Annotated in this window: 17 protein-coding genes and 1 tRNA gene; 6 read left to right on the top strand and 12 right to left on the bottom strand. The window is 29.6% G+C overall.

Annotated features, from left to right (window positions below; translation table 11 throughout):
- Positions 1-3: 3 nt before the first annotated feature.
- The 3 genes from kdsA to ACOTVC_RS07085 are packed head-to-tail and all read right to left on the bottom strand — an operon-like array spanning position 4 to position 3107.
- Positions 4-807 (bottom strand): 3-deoxy-8-phosphooctulonate synthase, encoded by an 804-nt coding sequence (kdsA, locus tag ACOTVC_RS07075; RefSeq protein WP_214115970.1) that lies wholly within the window; start codon positions 805-807, stop codon positions 4-6.
- Between the two features lie 19 nt (positions 808-826).
- The gene (locus ACOTVC_RS07080) at positions 827-2188 is read right to left on the bottom strand and encodes a uracil-xanthine permease family protein (RefSeq protein ID WP_214115972.1); all 1362 of its coding nucleotides are present in this window, start codon (positions 2186-2188) and stop codon (positions 827-829) included.
- Positions 2178-3107: a DMT family transporter gene (locus ACOTVC_RS07085; protein WP_214115974.1), complete on the bottom strand. Its 930-nt coding sequence runs from the start codon at positions 3105-3107 to the stop codon at positions 2178-2180. The genes ACOTVC_RS07080 and ACOTVC_RS07085 overlap by 11 nt, the downstream gene beginning before the upstream one ends.
- Before the next feature lie 99 nt (positions 3108-3206).
- Between ACOTVC_RS07085 and der the strand changes: the two genes are divergently transcribed.
- From der to ACOTVC_RS07110, 5 genes are read left to right on the top strand one after another with little or no spacing between them, the layout of a single operon-like run.
- A complete protein-coding gene (gene der, locus ACOTVC_RS07090; protein WP_214115975.1) occupies positions 3207-4592 on the top strand; it encodes a ribosome biogenesis GTPase Der in 1386 nt (461 codons plus the stop codon).
- Positions 4576-5073 carry a shikimate kinase gene (locus tag ACOTVC_RS07095; protein WP_214115977.1) on the top strand — a complete coding sequence of 166 codons (498 nt, stop codon included), beginning with the start codon at positions 4576-4578 and terminating at the stop codon, positions 5071-5073. Before der ends, ACOTVC_RS07095 begins: the two co-directional genes overlap by 17 nt.
- Positions 5070-6029, top strand: a complete 960-nt coding sequence (gene trpS / locus ACOTVC_RS07100) for a tryptophan--tRNA ligase (RefSeq protein WP_214115979.1) — start codon at positions 5070-5072, stop codon at positions 6027-6029. The genes ACOTVC_RS07095 and trpS overlap by 4 nt, the downstream gene beginning before the upstream one ends.
- Before the next feature lie 11 nt (positions 6030-6040).
- Positions 6041-7276 (top strand): serine--tRNA ligase, encoded by a 1236-nt coding sequence (serS, locus tag ACOTVC_RS07105; protein ID WP_214115981.1) that lies wholly within the window; start codon positions 6041-6043, stop codon positions 7274-7276.
- Between the two features lie 8 nt (positions 7277-7284).
- A complete protein-coding gene (locus ACOTVC_RS07110) occupies positions 7285-9687 on the top strand; it encodes a tetratricopeptide repeat protein (RefSeq protein WP_421628129.1) in 2403 nt (800 codons plus the stop codon).
- Positions 9688-9774: 87 nt separating this feature from the next.
- Here the strand turns inward: ACOTVC_RS07110 and ACOTVC_RS07115 are convergent.
- The 7 genes from ACOTVC_RS07115 to secA all read right to left on the bottom strand — a co-directional run bounded on the left by ACOTVC_RS07115 (position 9775) and on the right by secA (position 17295).
- Positions 9775-9849: transfer RNA gene (locus tag ACOTVC_RS07115), tRNA-Asn, on the bottom strand.
- Positions 9850-9918: 69 nt separating this feature from the next.
- The gene (locus ACOTVC_RS07120) at positions 9919-10827 is read right to left on the bottom strand and encodes a radical SAM protein (RefSeq protein WP_214115986.1); all 909 of its coding nucleotides are present in this window, start codon (positions 10825-10827) and stop codon (positions 9919-9921) included.
- Positions 10824-11846 carry a uroporphyrinogen decarboxylase gene (hemE, locus tag ACOTVC_RS07125; protein WP_214115988.1) on the bottom strand — a complete coding sequence of 341 codons (1023 nt, stop codon included), beginning with the start codon at positions 11844-11846 and terminating at the stop codon, positions 10824-10826. The genes ACOTVC_RS07120 and hemE overlap by 4 nt, the downstream gene beginning before the upstream one ends.
- A gap of 12 nt (positions 11847-11858) precedes the next feature.
- On the bottom strand, positions 11859-12365 hold the full coding sequence (locus tag ACOTVC_RS07130) for a YqhA family protein (protein ID WP_012661246.1): 507 nt from the start codon (positions 12363-12365) through the stop codon (positions 11859-11861).
- Positions 12366-12376: 11 nt separating this feature from the next.
- Positions 12377-13393 (bottom strand): aspartate-semialdehyde dehydrogenase, encoded by a 1017-nt coding sequence (locus ACOTVC_RS07135; protein ID WP_214115990.1) that lies wholly within the window; start codon positions 13391-13393, stop codon positions 12377-12379.
- Positions 13394-13405: 12 nt separating this feature from the next.
- Positions 13406-14695 carry a sigma-54-dependent transcriptional regulator gene (locus ACOTVC_RS07140; RefSeq protein ID WP_421628131.1) on the bottom strand — a complete coding sequence of 430 codons (1290 nt, stop codon included), beginning with the start codon at positions 14693-14695 and terminating at the stop codon, positions 13406-13408.
- 8 nt (positions 14696-14703) lie between these two features.
- Positions 14704-17295: a preprotein translocase subunit SecA gene (gene secA, locus ACOTVC_RS07145; RefSeq protein ID WP_421628133.1), complete on the bottom strand. Its 2592-nt coding sequence runs from the start codon at positions 17293-17295 to the stop codon at positions 14704-14706.
- 117 nt (positions 17296-17412) lie between these two features.
- Between secA and lolA the strand changes: the two genes are divergently transcribed.
- The gene (gene lolA / locus ACOTVC_RS07150) at positions 17413-17919 is read left to right on the top strand and encodes a LolA-like outer membrane lipoprotein chaperone (protein ID WP_421628135.1); all 507 of its coding nucleotides are present in this window, start codon (positions 17413-17415) and stop codon (positions 17917-17919) included.
- On the opposite strand, the gene ACOTVC_RS07155 is transcribed toward lolA, so the two are convergent.
- Together ACOTVC_RS07155 and ACOTVC_RS07160 are read right to left on the bottom strand one after the other, a co-directional pair.
- Entirely contained in the window at positions 17920-18564 is a 645-nt protein-coding gene (locus tag ACOTVC_RS07155) for a flagellar basal body-associated FliL family protein (protein ID WP_214099332.1), read from the bottom strand.
- Between the two features lie 14 nt (positions 18565-18578).
- Positions 18579-19913 carry an ATP-dependent DNA helicase gene (locus tag ACOTVC_RS07160; protein WP_421628139.1) on the bottom strand — a complete coding sequence of 445 codons (1335 nt, stop codon included), beginning with the start codon at positions 19911-19913 and terminating at the stop codon, positions 18579-18581.
- Between the last annotated feature and the right edge of the window lie 182 nt (positions 19914-20095).

Consider the following 20095-nt stretch of genomic DNA (forward strand, 5'->3'; position numbering starts at 1 on the left):
TTTTTAAATGATTTCTTGAATTTTTAAAAGCGTATTTACGCAGTTTTTAAGTCTTGAAAGATCAAGCATATTTGGTCCATCACACAAAGCCTTACAAGGATCAATGTGTGTTTCAAAGAAAAATCCATCCACTCCTACACTAGCCGCAGCTCTTGCTAAAGGCTCTACAAATTCACTTTTGCCTCCACTACTTCCACCATTTGCCCCTGGCATTTGCACACTATGGGTAGCGTCAAAAACAACCGGAGCATATTTTCTCATGATAACCAAACTTCTCATATCTACCACTAAATTCCCATAACCAAAACTAGAACCTCTCTCAGCTACGAAAATCCCATTTTCTTTGGCTATTTCAAAACCTTCTTCGTTGATACCTCTAGTTTGTAAAATTTTAGCCACGCTGTATTTAATATCTTCAGGATTTAAAAATTGACCTTTTTTTACATTTACCTTAGCTTTTGTTTTGGCAGCTGCCACTAAAAGGTCGGTTTGTCTACACAAAAAAGCTGGAATTTGTAAAACATCTACAACTTCAGCTGCAATACTTGCTTGAGAACTCTCATGAATATCAGTAAGAATTTGCATGCCAAATTTATCTTTAACTTTTTGCAAAATTTCCAAGCCTTTTTCAATGCCTGGTCCTCTAAAACTATTAATACTAGTTCTATTTGCTTTATCAAAACTTGATTTAAAATAAAAATCAATTCTATCATCTTTTAAAAAGCATTCAAGCTCTTGTGCAACCTTAAAAACAAGTTCTTCATTTTCTATCACACAAGGCCCTGCTATTAGTATCATTTTTTTCATCATTTTTCCTTGTTTTTTATTATTTTACTTTATTTTTATTATTTTCTTCAAGAGGGAAAACGAAATTTAAAATAATAGCTGTAATCCCACCTGCTGCAATCCCTGAAGAAAATAAAGTTTTAAACCACATTGGCATAAATTCTAAAATATCAGGATTATTAGAAACTCCAAGTCCTATACCCAAACTCATAGCTATAATGATAATAGATCGACGATTTAAATTTTCTTTAGAAATAATCCTAACTCCCGTTGCAGCTATGGTACCAAACATTACTAAAGTTGCCCCACCTAAAATAGGCTCTGGAATTTGCAAAGTAATATCAGCCACAATAGGAAATAAACCCAAAATCATCAACATAAAAGCTACAATAAACCCTACATAGCGACTTGCAACACCCGTTAAAGCTATGACGCCATTATTTTGACCAAAACATGAGTTTGGAAAAGTATTAAAAAAGGCTGAAACAAAGGAATTAAAACCATTTGCCAAAACTCCACCTTTTAGTCTTTTTGCATAAAGTTCACCTTTAACTGGCTGATTAGAAACTTCGCTAGTAGCACTAATATCACCAATAGTTTCTAAAGAAGTTACCATAAAAACCAAAATCAAAGGTAAAATGAGATTATAATCAATACTCAAACCATAATGCAAAGGATCGGGTAAAAACATTAAAGGTAAATTTTCATTAAAATTAAAGCTAAAATTTTCAAAAGTCATAGCCACTAAAAGCCCTATTATCATAGCTATAAACAAAGAAGAAATTCTTATATAAGCATTGTTAAAACGATTTAATATAATAATATTTAAAATCACAACCCCTGCTAATAATAAATTTTGCAAAGATCCAAACTCACCACTTGCCTTAGCCGCAAATCCACCTCCTGCACTCACAAGACCAACATTAATCAAACTAAGACCTATAATCATCACTACTATACCAGAAACCAGAGGCGAAATCACTCTTCTAATAAAAGGTAAAATTTGAGAAATAATCATTTCAGTGGTAGAACAAAGCATTAAAGTACCAAAAATAGCCCCAAGCATTGCTTCTTGCGATAAACCATTATTTTTTAAAACAAGCCCGCCTAGTATAATAGGCGCAACAAAGTTAAAACTAGTCCCTTGAATAGATAAAAGTCCACTCCCTATAGGACCCCAAGTTTTAATCTGCAAAAGTGAAGCAACACCTGAAGCAAAAAGCGACATACAAATAATTCTAGCTGTGTTAGTATCATCTATTCCAAGACCCTTGCAAATTAGTAAAGCAGGTGTAATTACAGCCACAAACATAGCCATTAAATGCACTAAAGCAGCAAAAAATGCTTTAGTAAAAGGTGGTTTATCTTCTAAACCATAAATTAAATCTGTTTTATTTTCCATTTTTTTCCTTTGTTTGTTTACTAACCAAAATAATTCCTCCTAAAATAATGCTAAAAATTCCTATAAAAACCATAAAACTAGGAAATTCATCTCCTAATAATATACCCAAAAACAAAGTAAAAACTACATCTATATAACTAACTCCTGCAACAACTCCTGCTTTTTTTGCCACTCCATAAGCTTTAGTAACATGAATTTGATACATTGCTCCAAAAATTCCCATTAAAACAATAAAAATCCAAGCTTTAAAACTAGGCATCACAAATGGAGCGATTAAAAAATCAAGCTCTTTTATTTCATAAAAAGAACCTATAATCATAGACATTAAAGGCATCAAAGTGCCAATTAAAACAAAAGATAAAGCTATAAAAGGCGCTGGGTATGATTTTCTAAGTTCTCTTACACTAGTTAGTGCCAAGGCTGCACAAAAACCGCTTAAAATTCCTAAAATACTATTTTTTAAATCAAAGCCTGAATGCGTAGTACTATCTGCAAAAGGCTGACAAATTAACAACACTCCTACAAAAGCAATCAAAATTCCAAAACAAGCTTTTAATCCTAAACTTTCTTTAAAAAACAAAAAAGCAATCAAAGCTATAAAAATAGGTGCTGTTTTTTGAAAAGCAAAAGCACCACCTAAAGAAATATTGGAAACATTATAAAAGAAAAGATATAAAGCGATCGTTCCTATAATACCTCTAAAAATAAGCAGTCCAAGATGTCCACCACTTTTGTGAAAATTTAATTTTGAAAGCGCATAAAGCATAAAAGCTGTGCCTATAATATTCCTAAAAAACATAATTTCAATCGATGATAATTCTTCACTAAGAATTTTTGCACAAGCACCTACAAGTGCAAATTCTATGGAAGCAATAATCATAAAATATATACCTAAATTCTTTTTAACTATTCTTAACATATAAATTCCATATAAAAATTCCAGTTATTTTAGTCTTTTTTGCTTAATTTTAAGGCAATTTTTATATAATCACAAATAAAAATTTAAAAATGAGTATTAATGCAAAGTATTATTTTAATAGGAAAACCAAATGTTGGTAAATCAAGTCTTTTTAATAGACTTGCAAAAAAACGCATAGCCATAACTAGCGACATAAGCGGAACTACAAGAGATACTAACAAAATAGAAGTAGAAATTGATGGCAAAAAAGCTTTATTGATAGATAGTGGTGGGCTTGATGAGAGCAATGAGCTTTTTAAAAATGTCAAAACAAATTCATTAAAAGCTGCTAAAAATAGCGATATTATCTTTTATATGGTTGATGGTAAATTTTTACCTGATGATGAAGATAAAGCATTTTTTTATGAAATGAAAAAACTTAACAAACCCATAGCTTTAGTAATCAATAAAGTCGATAATAAAAAAGATGAAGAAAGATCTTGGGAATTTTCAAATTTTGGCGTGAAAGAAGTTTTTAACATCTCTGTAACACATAATATAGGCATTGATGAGCTTTGTATGTGGGCTGGTAAGTTTTTAAATGAAAGTTATTTAAATGCAGATGAAGAAGAAGATTTTGAAAGTTATTTAGAAAATTTTGATGAAAATAGCGGAGATTTTAAACTAAAAACCATCAATGAAAACCACATTAAAGTGGGGATTATTGGTAGAGTGAATGTAGGAAAATCAAGTCTTTTAAATGCTTTAGTAAAAGAAGAACGTAGCGTGGTAAGCGATATAGCAGGCACTACGATTGATCCTGTTAATGAAAGCATTATGCATAAAGATAAAATCATTGAGTTTGTAGATACTGCGGGAATTAGAAAACGCGGTAAAATACAAGGCTTAGAGCGTTATGCGCTAAATAGAACTGAATATGCCCTAGCTAATGCTCAAATTGCACTTTTAGTACTTGATGCAGCTGAGGGTTTTAATGAGCTTGATGAGCGTATTGCGGGACTTGCTGCTAAGCATTGTTTAGGTGTGATTATCGTGCTTAATAAATGGGATAAAAGTGAGTTTGATTTTGATAAAACTTTAAAAGAATTAAAACTAGATCGTTTTAAATTTCTAGCTTATGCACCCGTTGTAAGCGTATCAGCTTTAAGCGGAAAAAGAGTGCATGTGCTTTTAGATAAAATCTTAGAAGTTTTTGCCAATTTCACGCAAAAAATTCCAACCGCAAAATTAAATACCTTAGTAGAAGAAGCCACAAGAGCTCACCCATTGCCTCATGATTATGGAAAACTAGTTAAGATATACTATGCTGTGCAGTATGACTTAGCACCTCCAAAAATAGCTCTAATCATGAATCGACCTAAAGCTTTGCATTTTAGCTATAAGCGCTATTTGCAAAATCAAATTAGAAAACAATTTAATTTTGAAGGTGTTCCTTTGATTTTAGCTTCAAGAAAAAAAGGTAGCAAAGATGAACAAGAAGGATAATCTCCTTTTTGTAGGCTTTATGGGCTGTGGTAAAACAACCATAGCAAGAACTTATGCAAAAAAATATGATAAATTCTTTTTAGATACAGACAGTTTGATTAAAGATAAATTTAATCTTGAAATTAGTGAATTTTTTAAAACATATGGAGAGAGAAAATTCCGCAAAGAGGAAAAAAAACTTGTTTCTTTTTTAACTTGTGCACAAAATTGCTCTATTGCAAGCGGTGGTGGTTTCATAGAACAAAAAAAACTAAAAGACATTGGGACAATTATATATTTAAAGGCAAGTTTTGATTATCTTTTGCAAAGATTAAACAAGGAAGAATTAACCACTAGACCTTTACTTGCAAATATAAATAATGCCAAAATTCTTTTTGATCAAAGAGCAAAAAAATATGAAAAAAAAGCAGATATTACAATCAACATTGAAAACAAAAGTATTAAAGAACTTATCAAAGAGATTAAAAAAGAGGTAAAATGAGAGTTATTACAGGATTGCAACCAAGTGGAGATTTACATATAGGTAATTATTTTGGCTCAATCAAACAAATGCTAAATATGCAAGAAGAAAATCAAATGTATATGTTTATAGCAAATTATCATGCTATGACTTCAAATTTTGATGGAGAAAAACTCAGACAAAATTCACTCAAAGCTGCGGCAGCTTTTTTGAGCTTAGGGATTGATCCGCAAAAAAGCGTATTTTGGCTACAAAGTGATGTAAAAGAAGTAATGGAGCTTTATTGGATTCTTTCTCAATTTACCCCAATGGGGCTTTTAGAAAGAGCGCATAGTTATAAAGATAAAATTGCCAAAGGTTTAAATGCCAACCATGGACTTTTTTCTTACCCTGTTTTAATGGCTGCAGATATTTTACTTTTTAATGCTCAAATAGTTCCTGTAGGTAAAGATCAAATTCAACACGTTGAAATAGCAAGAGATATAGCCTTAAAAGTAAATAATGAATGGGGTGAAATTTTTACCTTACCTCAAGCTAAAGTTAATGAAGAAGTTGCGGTAGTACCTGGCACCGATGGAGCTAAAATGAGTAAGTCCTATCAAAATACAATCGATATTTTTAATACACCAAAAGCTATTAAAAAACAAATTTCTTCCATTGTTACAGATAGCACAGCTTTAGAAGATCCAAAAGATTGGCAAAATTGCAATATATTTAAAATCGCAAAATTATTTTTAGACAAAACAGAGCAAGAAGCTTTGAAAGGTCGCTATGAAAAAGGTGGTGAAGGATATGGGCATTTTAAAATGTATTTAAATGAAATCATTAGTGAGTATTTTGCCTCAGCCAAGGACGAATATGAAAAATTATTAGCCAATCCTTCTAAAATTGAGGAAATTTTAGAATTTGGAGCAAGCAAAGCAAAAAAACAAGCCCAAGAAACAATGGAAAAAATTTATGTTAAAATAGGACTATAAAAGGAGTTAGAATGTTAGATTTAAAACTTTTGCAAAATAATTTTGATGAAATTGCACAAAAACTAAAAGCTAAAAAAGTAGATGCAAATTTACTCAAAGAACTGAGTGATTTATTTGTAAATTTAAAAAAAGAAAAGGCGCTTTTAGAAGAATTTCAAGCTTTTCAAAATAAATTTAGTAAAGAACTTGCAACAGCACAAGATAAAGAAAGTTTAAAAGCACAACTAAGTCAAAATAAAGAAAAAATTAATACTCAATCAAAAATCGTTAATGAATTAGAAGAAAAACTAGAACAAATTGCTCTAGCAATACCAAACACCCCTGATGAATGCGTGCCTTTTGGAGAAGATGAGGATGAAAATGTGGAATTAAAAAAAGTTCTAACTCCACCTAGTTTTGATTTTGAAATTAAAGAACATCATGATTTAGGAGAAAAATTAAATTGGCTTGATTTTACAAGAGGAGTTAAAATCTCACAAAGTCGCTTTTGTGTGCTTAAAAATGAAGGGGCTTTACTAAGCAGAGCTTTAGTAAATTATATGATAGATTTTAATAGAAGTAGAGGTTTTGAATTAGTTAATGTACCATTTTTAGTAAATAGCGCAACTATGTATGGTACCGGACAACTTCCTAAATTTAAAGATGATATGTATAAGGTAGAAAATGACGATTTATACCTCATCTCAACTTCTGAAATTCCCGTAACTAATCTTTATTCTAATGAAATTTTAACTCAAGAAGAATTGCCTTTAAAAATGACTTGCTATAGCGCTTGTTTTAGGCAAGAAGCAGGAAGTGCAGGTAGAGACACAAGAGGTATTATAAGACAACATCAATTCGAAAAAGTAGAGCTTGTTAGTATATGCAAGCCTGATCAAAGTGAGCTAATATTTGAAGAAATGCTAAATTGTGCTAGTGATTTACTAAGTTCTTTAGGTCTAGCACATAGGTATTTGATGCTTTGTACTGGGGATTTAGGTTTTTCAGCTGCAAAAACAGTGGATTTAGAAGTTTGGCTTCCATCGCAAAATAAATACCGTGAAATTAGCTCTGTATCTAATTGTAAAGATTTTCAAGCAAGACGTGCAAAAATTCGCTTTAAAAACGATAAAGGCAAAAACGAATTAGTGCATACGCTTAATGGCTCTTCGCTGGCTGTTGGAAGAACCTTGGTGGCTATTATGGAAAACTATCAAGAAAAAGATGGAAGTATAAGAATTCCTGATGTATTAAGAAAATACTTTTAAGAGAAAACATGGCCGAAGAAGTAACACTTAAAGAACAAGACAATCAAGAAGCACCCTTTTCGCAAATAGATGAAAATCCAGGAGTAGAAGAACAATCCATACCTCCTGGGATGATACCTCCTGAATTAGAGGAAGAAGAAAGTACTTTTCAAAGGGTAGAAGAAGAACCACAAACAACACAACCTGAAGAGAAAAAAAAGCTTTTTGATAAAAAATTCATTATTTTAGTTTCTGCACTTGGAGGCCTTACTCTAATATTGCTTGTAGTTTTAATTTTACTCATAGTTTTCAAAGAAGATAAACAAGCTATTTTAAATACTCAAGTCCTAGATGATAATACTAGCTCAAGTATCACCAAAGTAAAACAATCAGCGTTAGATCTTGTAGTACAAAAAGCTAATTTGTTATATGAAAAAGGTGATGTAGAAAGCGCTCTAGAACTTTACAATAATATCAATATTTTTAATCAATCCCTATCTAGCTACAATCTTGGTGTAGCCCAAATGAAACAAAAAGATTTTACTAGTGCGATTGAAAATTTTAAACAATCACTAGAACTAGAAGAGCATAAAGTAGCTGCGGCTATTAATATAGCTGTATGTTATTTTAAACTTGGAGATAGGAAAAAATTTAAATATTATCTTGACTTAGCAAGGGTGCATTTGCCACAAGATTCCAAATCATCTTTATATGATTATTACCTAGGTTTAATTAATTATTATCAAGGATTTTATCCTGAAGCTTTACAAATGTTTATGCGCTCAAATAATATCAATGGATATCAAGGAGAATCATACTATCTTGGAGCAAAAATTTATGCATTATTGAATTCTAAACAAAAGGCTATTGATTTTTTACAAAAGCAACAAGACTATGAAGCTAGCTTACCTTTGGGTTTATTATATGCTAAATCAGGAGACTATCAAAAAGCTAAAGAATATCTCGAGCGTGCATCAAAAATAGCAAATCAAGAAACAAGGAGTAAAATAGCTTTAGCTTTAGTAGAATTAAAAACAGGTCAATTTGAAAGTGGTTCTCAAATTTTAAAAGCCTTATATATAAAAGACAAAGATATTGGTTCGAAATACTATAAAATAAAAACAAGATTAAAAAGAAATTTATCTAATATTGATATAGCTCAACAAAGTTTTGCAAAAAGATTAATCACAGGAAAACAACAAATATATGACTTATTGTTTTATTTTTCACCTTATCGTGTTTTTGATGTAAAACAAAGTATGGAGCTTATCACAAAAGCTGATTTAGGAAATTTTTTACAAGGCTATGAATATGAAAATGAGTTACTTGTTAAAAGTAAAACTCTATCGGGAGTTAATATAGAATTATCTCATGCTATAGATTTAGCTTTTAACTATCACCTAAGAGAAGCAAATCAAGAATTTAAAAATTTAGCCGAAATTTATCATGCGCATGATGTAATCCATTATAATCTTGCTCTAACTTATGCACAATTACAAGATTACAATAACGCCTATAAGCATTTTTCAACTGCCTATCATTTAAATCCAAAAAACTATATTGCGGGAATCTTTGCTATATATTGTATGGATTTAGTAAAAAAAGACTATACCAAGCTAGCTAATGAACTTTTGGAAAATTTACAAGCAGATAATAGCATTGATCAAAATCATAACATATTTAAATATCTACTACACTTAGCTAAGAATGATTTTACTGCAATAATTCCTTACTTAGATAATCTTCCAAGTTCAGGTAGCACTCCTTTGGAGTTAATGTTTGCCATCGTAGCTGCTAATGGTAATAATCTTGATGCATTAAGAAATCAAAAAATTAAAGAATTAAAAGACTTGTTAAATGAAGATATTATTAGCAATATTTTATATTTTAACTCCAAAAATATGAATCTTGATATTAAAGAATACGCCAAACAAGCGCAGATGTATTTTCTAACTGCCAAACTTGATTATGATTCTTTATTCGGTGGTGCTGGTATAGTTAAAGACAGCTATGTGACACTTATGCAAATCACAGGCTTACTTAACCATGTTAGAAATGACATAAAAAAAAGACTTTCCAATAGTAATAAAAACTCTATAGGACTAATCTTTGCATTAGCTTATGTAGATATATTTGCAAAAGAATACCAAGAAGCATATACACTTTATAATATTTTAATAGATGATTATAAGATCAAAGACGCTCAAACTTTATTTTTAGCTGCAGTCGCAGCAATAGGTTCAAACAATCCAAATTCAGCTATAGCTTTACTTGAGCTTGCAAGATTAGAAAATGAAGAAACCTTAGAAGCAAGGCTTGCCTTAGGTCTTTTATATCATGAAGTACAAAATCTAGAACCTGCTATGTTTCAGTATGAAAAAGTAGGCAATAACTTCGAAAGCAAATTCTTTACTTTTGATATCAAAAACTAGTATTTTCATAACGAAAATACTAGTTATCTAAAAATCATATAATTTACTTAACACTTATAAAAATCAGGATTATAATCTAAAAAGAAGTGGCTCCGGATGTAGGATTCGAACCTACGACCAATCGGTTAACAGCCGACTACTCTACCGCTGAGCTAATCCGGAACATCAATAAATAAGAAGTGACATTATATAAGAAAAAAATGCTCTTGTCAAGAGTTTTTCAAAAAAAAATTATATTTTTTTATAAAATTTCACTCCAGCTAGATTTTTTACAATAATTTTTTGCTCATTAAGTAGCTTTTCTAATATATCTTTGCTATATTGACTAAATTTGTTTTCTATATCAAATTCACTTTGAGCTCTAAGTTGCAACATTTTTAAAAGCTCTTGAGCATTAAAATCAATTTTTTCACCTTTATAATAATGCTTAGCAAGCACAACAGGGGTGCTATTAATATACATACTTAATTCTTCTAATTTTTCCATAGATACACCTTTAACAGGATAAGCTGGAGGTCTATCGATAGTGCTAAAATCTACTCTTAATGGCTTTATTTTGTCAAATACTTCATTTAAAGCTAGCATTTCTTCTTTATTGTCATTTAAGCCTTGTACAACTAAAACTTCCATAACAAGCTCGCCTAGAAATTTTTTCCTAAAAGCAATCATTTTATCAATCATTGTTTCAAGTTTAATTTGTTTTAGAGCTTTATCTATTCTATAAAATGTTTTTTCTTTAGCACTATCAAGACTAAATTTAACCACATCAATATCCAATAAAGCATTGTATGCATTTGGATTTAATACACCACTGCCATTACTTAAAATCAAAAGTTTTTTATCTTGTTTTATTTTATTTAACTCACAAACTAATTCTTTCAAATGAGGATATAAACTAGGTTCACCATTTGCAGTTAATGTGAGAAAGTCAAATTTCACATCGCTAGCTAAAGATTGCTCTACCTGTTCTAAGATATCTTGAATTTTTGGATATATTAAAGATTTTTCCACGGGTTTTGCAGCTTGTAATTCACAATACACACAGTCAAAATTACATTGTTTTTGATTTGGACTTAAATCAATCCCTAAAGAAAGTCCAAATCTTCTTGAGCTTATAGGTCCAAAGGTAATTTTATTCACTTTTGTGATTTCTCTTGAACTAGCTTGATAAAATATTTAGCATTTTCAACGGGAATATCAGGCAAAATACCATGTCCTAGGTTAAAAATATGTGCACTATCTTGCATGATATTTAAAATTTTATCTACACCCTGCTCAATAGCTTTTTTATCATACAATCTACAAGGTTCCATATTACCCTGTAAAGTATATTTAGCGCCTAGCTTTTCTTTTGCCAATTCTAAAGGCGTACTCCAATCTACACCAAAAACATCAAAATTTCCATCTATACCATCCAAAAATCCACTAACACCTTTAGGAAATAAAATCACGGGAATATGTGGATATTTTTCTTTAATAAAATTAGCAATTTCAAGCATATATTTAAAAGAAAACTCAAAAAACATTTCTTTTTCTAAAGCACTTGCCCAACTATCAAATATTTGTATAGCATTAACTCCTGCTTTAATTTGCTCTTGAATATAATGCTTTAAAGCTAAAGTAAGTTTAGATAAAATTTGATGTAAAAATTCAGGATTTTGATAAACTAATTTTTTGCATTTTGCATAATTTTTACTACCGCCACCCTCTATCATATAAGTAGCAATAGTCCAAGGACTTCCACAAAAACCAATCAAAGCTTTATCTTGTGCAAGTTTTTCTCTAGTAAGCGCTAATGCATCATAAACATAAGAAAGATTTTTAATACTTTTTTCAACATCTAATCTTTCCAAATCTTCCTTGGTTTTAATAGGATTTGAAAATACCGGTCCTTCACCTTTTTCAAATTTTAAATCCATGCCCATTTCTAAAGGCACCACCAAAATATCTGAAAAAATAATAGCTGCATCAACACCCAAAATATCTACTGGTTGTAAGGTAACTTCACTTGCTTTTTGATAGTCCTTACAAAGTGATAAAAAATCTCCAGCACTTGCTCTAACTTCCATGTATTCAGGCAAATATCTTCCTGCTTGACGCATCATCCAAACTGGAGTATAAGGAGTTGATTTTTTAAAACACGCATCAATAAAAATCATTTTTATTCCTTATTAATGATCACTTTTATGTAAGAAATAAAGTCCTACACAAAGAGCCAAAATAGAACCTGCCAAATAAGTCATATCCAAAACTGTATTAAGTTGCATTTGTAAAATTCTTTGGAAAAAATTTACAACTAAAACCATGATAATTACTTTTGCAAGCTTATCTTTTAGCTGATCCAAACTATGCACCTCTAGAACTTTTGACTGCTTTGTTTGTTTAAAATCCTCTATTTCACTAATAAAAAGCTCATAAATTCCAAAAGAAAAAATAAATAAAACCAAAGCCATTAAATATAAATCCACAGCTCCTATGATCAAACCAACAATATCTTCATGCAAATCCACCGTAGAATTTGGCAACATAAAGTATTCAAATACATATTTTAAAACTTTAATCACATCATAACTTGCGATAAAAAATAAAACAAAAGCCCCTATTAAACCAAAAATTACAGGTAAAATAGTAACCAAACGACTTTTAACTAATAAATTCTCAAAAAATCTTTCTAGCATTTTTCTCCTTTTTAAACCAATTCTAGCCATTTTTTCGCAATACGTACTGCATTTGTAGCAGCTCCTACACGAATTTGATCAGCCACGCACCATAAATGCAAAATGTTTTTATGATTAATATCACGTCTTATTCTTCCTACATAAGTTTCGTTAGTATCACTTGCAAAAAGCGGCATAGGATATTTTTTATTTTCTACATCATCAATCACAACAACACTTGGTGCTTTAGAAAGTATCTCTCTAACCTTAGCAACATCAACATCTTTTTCAAAATGCATAGTAATGGCTTCACTATGACTTCTAAGCACAGGGACTCTTACGCAAGTTGCTGAAATTTCAAGTTTTTTATGTAATATTTTTTGCGTTTCATTCACCATTTTTAATTCTTCTTTAGTGTAGCCATTGTCGCTAAAAACATCAATTTGAGGAATCAAATTTAAAGCCAGAGTGTATGGAAAAGTTTTTGCTTCAAATTCATCTAGTTTAAAAGCAAAAAAACTTTGCATTCCTTGAACTAATTCCTCCATACCTTCTTTACCCGCACCACTTGCTGCTTGATAAGTACTCACATCTACTCTTTTTAGATTAAATACATCATCAAGTGGTTTTAAAACATGCACCATTTGTATAGTAGAGCAATTTGGATTAGCAATAATCCCTGTTTTTTCCCAATCTTTAATATCTTCACTATTACATTCAGGAACCACTAAAGGAACATTCTCATCCATTCTAAAATGACTTGTATTATCAATTACCACAGCACCACATTCTACTGCATATTTTGCATACTCAGCACTTATATTTCCTCCAGCACTAAAAAAAGCAATATCTACAGGATTTTCTTTAAAAACACTTGGAGTTAATTCTTTTACTTTATAGCTTTTACCTCTAAATTCTACTTCACTACCTGCACTTTTTGCACTTGCTAATGGCAAAATACTTTCAACTGGAAAATCAAGCTCATCTAAGACATTTAAAAGTTCTTCACCAACTGCTCCCGTTGCACCTACAATAGCTATTTTTTTCATTGTCCGTCCTTTTTAAGTAATATTGTATTTTTTCATTTTTTCGCTAAAAATTTTCTCACTCATCCCTATAAGCTTAGCTGCTTCTGTAATATCTTGTGAATTTTTTAAAGCTTCTAAAATCAATTCTTTTTCAAGATTTTTAATATCTTTACTTTTTCTACTTTCTAAAAATAAATCTTGAGCACTAATCTCATCATTTTCACTTAAAATACAAGCTCTTTGTATAATAGAAATCAATTCCCTAATATTACCTGGAAAATCATAAGTCAGCAAAGCATCTTGCGCTTCTTGACTTAAAGTTTTTTCATTAAAATCATATTCTTTGCACGTATCAAGCAAGACCTTTTGTGCAATTTGCAAAATTTCTTCTTGACGCTCTCTTAGCGGTGGTATATTAATAGGAATAGTATTAAGTCTATAATATAAATCTTGTCTAAATTCATTATCTGCAATCTTTTTTTCTATATGAGCATTAGTTGCACTAATAATTCTTACATCAATCTTTATACTTTTAGTACTTCCTAATCTTGTAATTTCTTTTTCTTGCAAGGCTCTTAATAATTTTGCTTGAATTTCATAAGGCATTTCACCTATTTCATCTAAAAACAAAGTACCTTCATTAGCAAGCTCAAAGAATCCTATTTTAGTAGTATTAGCATCAGTAAATGCACCTTTTTCAAAACCAAAAAGCTCACTTTCTATCAAATTTGATGGAATTGCTGCCATATTAATAGCCACAAAAGGTTTTTGTGCTCTTTTTGAATTTTTATGCACAAAATTTGCAAAAACTTCTTTACCTACCCCACTTTCTCCAAAAAAAAGCACACTTGCATCTGTTTTGGCAGCTTTAGTAGCTAATTTCAAACAATTTTCCAAAGTCTTAGAGGTACCATAAAAATCTTGATTTTCTTCTTTTTTGATAGTCTTTTTATTCGTTTTTTTAGAAGTCTTTTCTTGAATTATTTTTGCGCGTTTTATTGCGGTAACTAAAGTATTAATATCAAATGGTTTTACCAGAAAATCTTTTACACCAAGTCTTACTGCTTCTATAGCGCGATTTAGTGTTGCATTACCTGTAATAATAATAAAATCATATTTATTCTCACAAGCTTGCACAAATTCAATACCATCCATACCTGGCATGTTAATATCTGTAATAATCAAATCAACATCATCGTTTAGTTTTTTTAAAGCTTCAGTTGCTGATTTATAAGATTTTATAGTAAATTCCTCATACTCACTCAAAGCAATTTCGAGTGATTTTCTCATATTTATATCATCTTCGACTATAATCAAATTCATTTCAAACCTTAAGCTAAAATACCTTTTTTAGGACCACTTTTACCATGGCATTCTTTATATTTTTTACCACTACCACAAGGACAAGGTGAATTTCTAGGTACTTTAGTAATTTGCGCTTCACCATTTTCATCAACACCACTTTCTGTGGTATTAGCTAAAAACTGCTCATTTTGTTCGTGGCTTTTTTCTTCAAAATTTTGTGCTTCTTTTGGAGTAAAAACTACGTTAAATAGCAATTTTAAACTATCAAATTTAATACGTTCAACAAGCTCCATGAAAAGATTATAGCTTTCTTTTTTATATTCCACCAAAGGATCTTTTTGGTTATAACTTCTTAAACCTATACCAGTTTTTAAAATATCCATTTGGTATAAATGCTCCCTCCATAGATTATCTAAAATTTGAAGGTATAAAATTCTTTCAATTCTTCTAGCTTCTTTATCTTCAATAATGCTCATTTTGTCTTTATAAGCTTTTTCTAAAATTTCACTTAATTTATTTTCTACTTCAATTACACCCAAATCTTTAAAATCAGCTTCGCTAAGCTCAAGATTGCATTCATAATTTACTTTTTGTTTTAAACTTTCAAAATGCTTAACATCATCTTCAAGCTCTGCATTTAGATAAATTTGACTTACTAAGTGATTGCTATACTCAGCAATATTTTTTAAAATTTTATCTTGCAAGTCAAATTCTTCATCTAATAATTCATTTCTATAATTATAAATAGTCTTTCTTTGCTCATTAGCCACATCATCATATTCAAGCAAATGTTTTCTACTTTCAAAATGTAAGCTTTCAACTTTTTTTTGCGCATTTTCAACAGCTCTTGTAACAATACGACTTTCTATATGCTCACCCTCTTCTATGCCCAATCTTTCCATAATATTTTTAATGCGATCGCCACCAAAAATTCTCAAAAGATTATCCTCTAAACTTAAATAAAACCTACTTATGCCAGGATCACCTTGACGCCCTGCGCGCCCACGAAGTTGATTATCTATTCTTCTACTTTCATGGCGTTCAGTTCCTATGATATAAAGCCCTCCTAAAGCTCTTATTTCATCATCTATTTTTATATCAACCCCACGACCTGCCATATTGGTAGCTATAGTTACTGCACCTTTTTTGCCTGCATCTTGGATAATTAAAGCTTCTTGTTCGTGATTTTTTGCGTTCAATACATGATGAGGAATACGTTCTTTTACAAGCATATTGTGAAATACTTCACTTCTTTCAATACTTGCAGTCCCCACTAAAACCGGTTGACCTTTTGCATTTGCTTTTTTTATCTCTTCAATAACTGCTTTAAATTTTTCTTCTTGAGTTTTATAGATTAAATCATCTTTATCTATTCTTGCAACCGGTATATTTGTAGGTATGGAAACCACATCTAAATTATATATTTGAGAAAATTCTGTTGCCTCAGTTTGTGCAGTACCTGTCATACCTGCTAATTTTTTATACATTCTAAAATAATTTTGGAAAGTAATATCTGCTAAAGTTTGACTCTCTTCTTGAATTTTTACTCCTTCTTTAGCCTCTAATGCTTGATGCAAGCCATCGCTAAAGCGTCTTCCTTCGCTTAGCCTTCCCGTAAATTCATCAACAATTACAACTTCTTTATCTCTTAATACATAATGCACATCTTTTTCAAATAAATTATGTGCTTTTAAAGCCTGATCAAGCTGATGGGCTAATATTGCATTATCTAAGCTATATAAATTTTCCACTCCAAATAATTTTTCAGCCTTAGAAATTCCAGCCTCTGTGATCACAATAGTTCTATTTTTCTCATCAACAACAAAATCACCACTTGGTAATTCTTGAGGAGTAGCAGCTGCTTGACCTTTTTGCATTTGTTTTGCTACTTCATTTGCTTTAATATAACCATCTAAAGCTCTATTTGTAGGTCCACTTATAATAAGTGGAGTTCTTGCTTCATCTATTAAAATACTATCTACTTCATCAACTATAACAAAATTATGTTCTCTTTGCACTTTTTCAAATTTTGAAAATTTCATATTATCACGCAAATAGTCAAAGCCAAATTCATTATTTGTACCATAAGTTATATCGCACTCATAAGCTTTTTTATGTGCCTCATCACTATTTTGTTCTGAAAGTATTACTCCCACACTAAAACCTAAAAAATTATAAATAGCACTCATTTGCTCTGCATCTCTTTTAGCCAAATAATCATTTACAGTAACCACATGCACACCCTTGCCACTCATAGCATTTAATACAACAGGTAAAGTTGCAACTAAGGTTTTACCTTCCCCAGTTTTCATTTCAGCGATTTTTCCTTCATGTAAAACCATACCACCGATTAATTGCACATCAAAATGACGCATATTAAGCGTTCTTTTTCCTACTTCTCTAACTATTGCAAAAACTTCATTTAGTATTTGATCTAAAGTTTTTTCTTCTTTTTGAATTTGTGTTTTAAAATCTATAAAATTTTGTTTTAATTCATCATCGCTTAAATTTTGGTATTTTGACTCTAAAGCATTAATTTGCGCAACTCTCTTTAAATATTTTTTTACTTCTCGATCGTTTTTTGTGCCAAATATTGCTTTAAATACACTAGAAAACATTTTTTTACCTTTAATTACAAAAATATATGCTAAATTATACCTTGATTTTAATTAGAACTATATAAAATTTTATTTGCATAAATTTTATATAATTTGCAAAATTTTTAAAGGATAATTATGAAATATTTTATGTTTTTAATGATATTTGCTTGTAATATTTTTGCTTTTGATATAAATTTTAAAAATTTTAGCAGTGATTTTGAGCAAAAAGTGCAAAGCAATAATTCTTCGTTAAATTATAAAGGAAATTTTATCATTACTCAAAACAAAGCCTTTTGGAATTACACTAAGCCAAATAAAAAGCAAATTTATATCAATCATAAAGAAGTTGTTATCATAGAACCTGAATTAGAACAAGTTATTTATACTCGATTGCAAAATTTACCAAATCTTCAAGCAATTTTTAAAAAAGCAAAATTAATATCTCATGAAAATTATGAAGCAAAATACGAAAATATCACATATAATATCAAACTAGAAAATAGTAGTCTTAACAGTATTTCTTATAAAGATGAATTAGGAAATTTAGTTAGTATTTATTTTCACAATCAAAAATTTGATCAAAATATTAACGAAAATATTTTTATACCAAAAATCCCAAGCCATTTTGATATAATCCAATAATCAAAATGGTATCTCTTTAAATAAATCTTGTTCTTTACTTGGTGCTAACATTTGCATTTGAGTATTTTCCATAGTTTTTAAAATCATATCCATGGCCTCTTTGCTTGTATTGACATCTTGGTTAAAACTTATATTGCTATCCTTAACACTACTTGTTTGAGTAACATTCATATCTTTTGATTGGGTGTTATTTTGATCTGAAGTTTTGGTAACTTTAAGAATATTTTGATTTTCTTCTTGCTTAATAGTTTCTTTTAAATCTTCGTCCTTTTTTTCTAAATCTTTGACAAAACGCTTTAATTCTTCTAAATCAAATTGACTCACTGAATTAATTCTTAAAATATAAATATTGTTAATTTGAGTTTTATATTTTTTATTGCTAAATTTAAGTAAAGTTTCTTTGAAGTTGTTTTTGCCCACTTCTGTGAATAAATCTTCATAAAAATAACTAGATATTATAGTATTTAGAGCATCTATAATCTTTTTCTCTTCTAAATTTTCACCCTCAAATTCTAGAGTTATTTCAATCTTTTTTAAAGTATTATTTCCAACCTTTGAATACAAATCTGTTCTAAAATCTTCTATACTTAAAGAATTAGCATAAATACTACAAAAAGAAAAAAATAAAATTACCACCCATCTCATAATCATTCTCCATCTTATTCTAAATTTACAAACTTTTCTTGTAAATAAAATTGTTTTACGTCTTTATCGAATTTTAAAATTTTTAAAAAATAATCCTCAAAAGGCATTTTATAATTATATACGATTTTTAAATTACTTGGATTAATAGCTCTTGATAAACATACATACAATTGTCCTTTTTCAAAAATTCCATCAATATCACATATTAATTTATCTATACTCATACCTTGAGATTTATGGATTGTTATAGCATAAGCTAGTTTTATAGGAAATTGAACAAATTTAGCTTTTATCTCAACTTCTAGTTTTTCATCTTTGTCTAACTCATACTCTTCTAAGGTATATTCATATGGTTTTAATTTCAATCTTTCACCATTATTTTTTTCTATCAGAATATATTCTTGCTCTTTATCTTTTATAAAATCTAAAACAACACCTTGCTCTCCATTATAATAATTCTCTTCTTTATTATTCACACAAAAAATAATCTTAGCGCCTATTTTTAATTTTAACTCACCCAAAGAATTAAGCCCATTAATCCACTGCTCATAAGTTTTATCATCTAATGTATAATCTAGTTTTTCAGTTTTTGCCTTAAATACACTTTCTTTGCCTTGTAAAAGATTTAATTTTTCAGTATTAATATAATTAGTTTTTTTATTTGTGGCACATAATAGAGTATATTCATCCATATACTCAAGTAAATTTTTTGAACTAATTAACATTTTTTTAAAGAAATTTAGCATTTCTTTATTTACTTCACCTATTCTAAGAAAAAACAAATATTCATAAAACTGCTTATCTAAAGTTCTTTTTGTAATACTAAGTTTTAGATTAATAAATTTAAGATCATTCCAAGCTTGCGAAGAAAAAGCATATAAAGTATTTTGAAATAAAGTATTTTGGTTTTGATTTTCTTTATACTTAATCACGGGTGGAAGTTGAAAAAAATCTCCAGCCAATAAAATTTTACCATTAAAACCACTTCTTGTTAATCTATAATAAATCATTTCCATCAATAAAGAACTTACCATAGAGATTTCATCAATAACCAATAAATCACATTGTTTTAAAATTCTCTTTAATTTTTCTAGCTTATCTTTTTGCTTCCTATCTTCATAATACAACTCATCATAATTTTGACATCTTTTAAAAGCAAAAAAACTATGTAAAGTAACCCCTCCTATATTAAAAGCACTAAGTGCAGTAGAACCCAATACAATAACAATTTTTCCTTGAACCCTATAAGATCTTATAAGCTCCATAGTTAAAAAAGACTTACCAACACCTGCACCACCAGTTAAAAATACATTATTATCTATTAAAAAATTTTCCAATCTACTCAATATCATCTTAACATTATATTATAATCTAGTAAAACCCTTATAAAATCTCTTACAAACTAATTCATATTTTTTACCAAACAACTAAAAACAAAAATACAAACCATAGCAAAAAAATAAAACAATAAAGAATAAAAATAAATTAAAAAATAAAAAGGAATACAATTAAATAAAAACCACAAAAAATA

It is taken from the genome of Campylobacter sp. GB48 (genome assembly GCF_049221845.1).
GTDB classification, from domain to species: Bacteria; Campylobacterota; Campylobacteria; order Campylobacterales; family Campylobacteraceae; genus Campylobacter_D; species Campylobacter_D lari_C.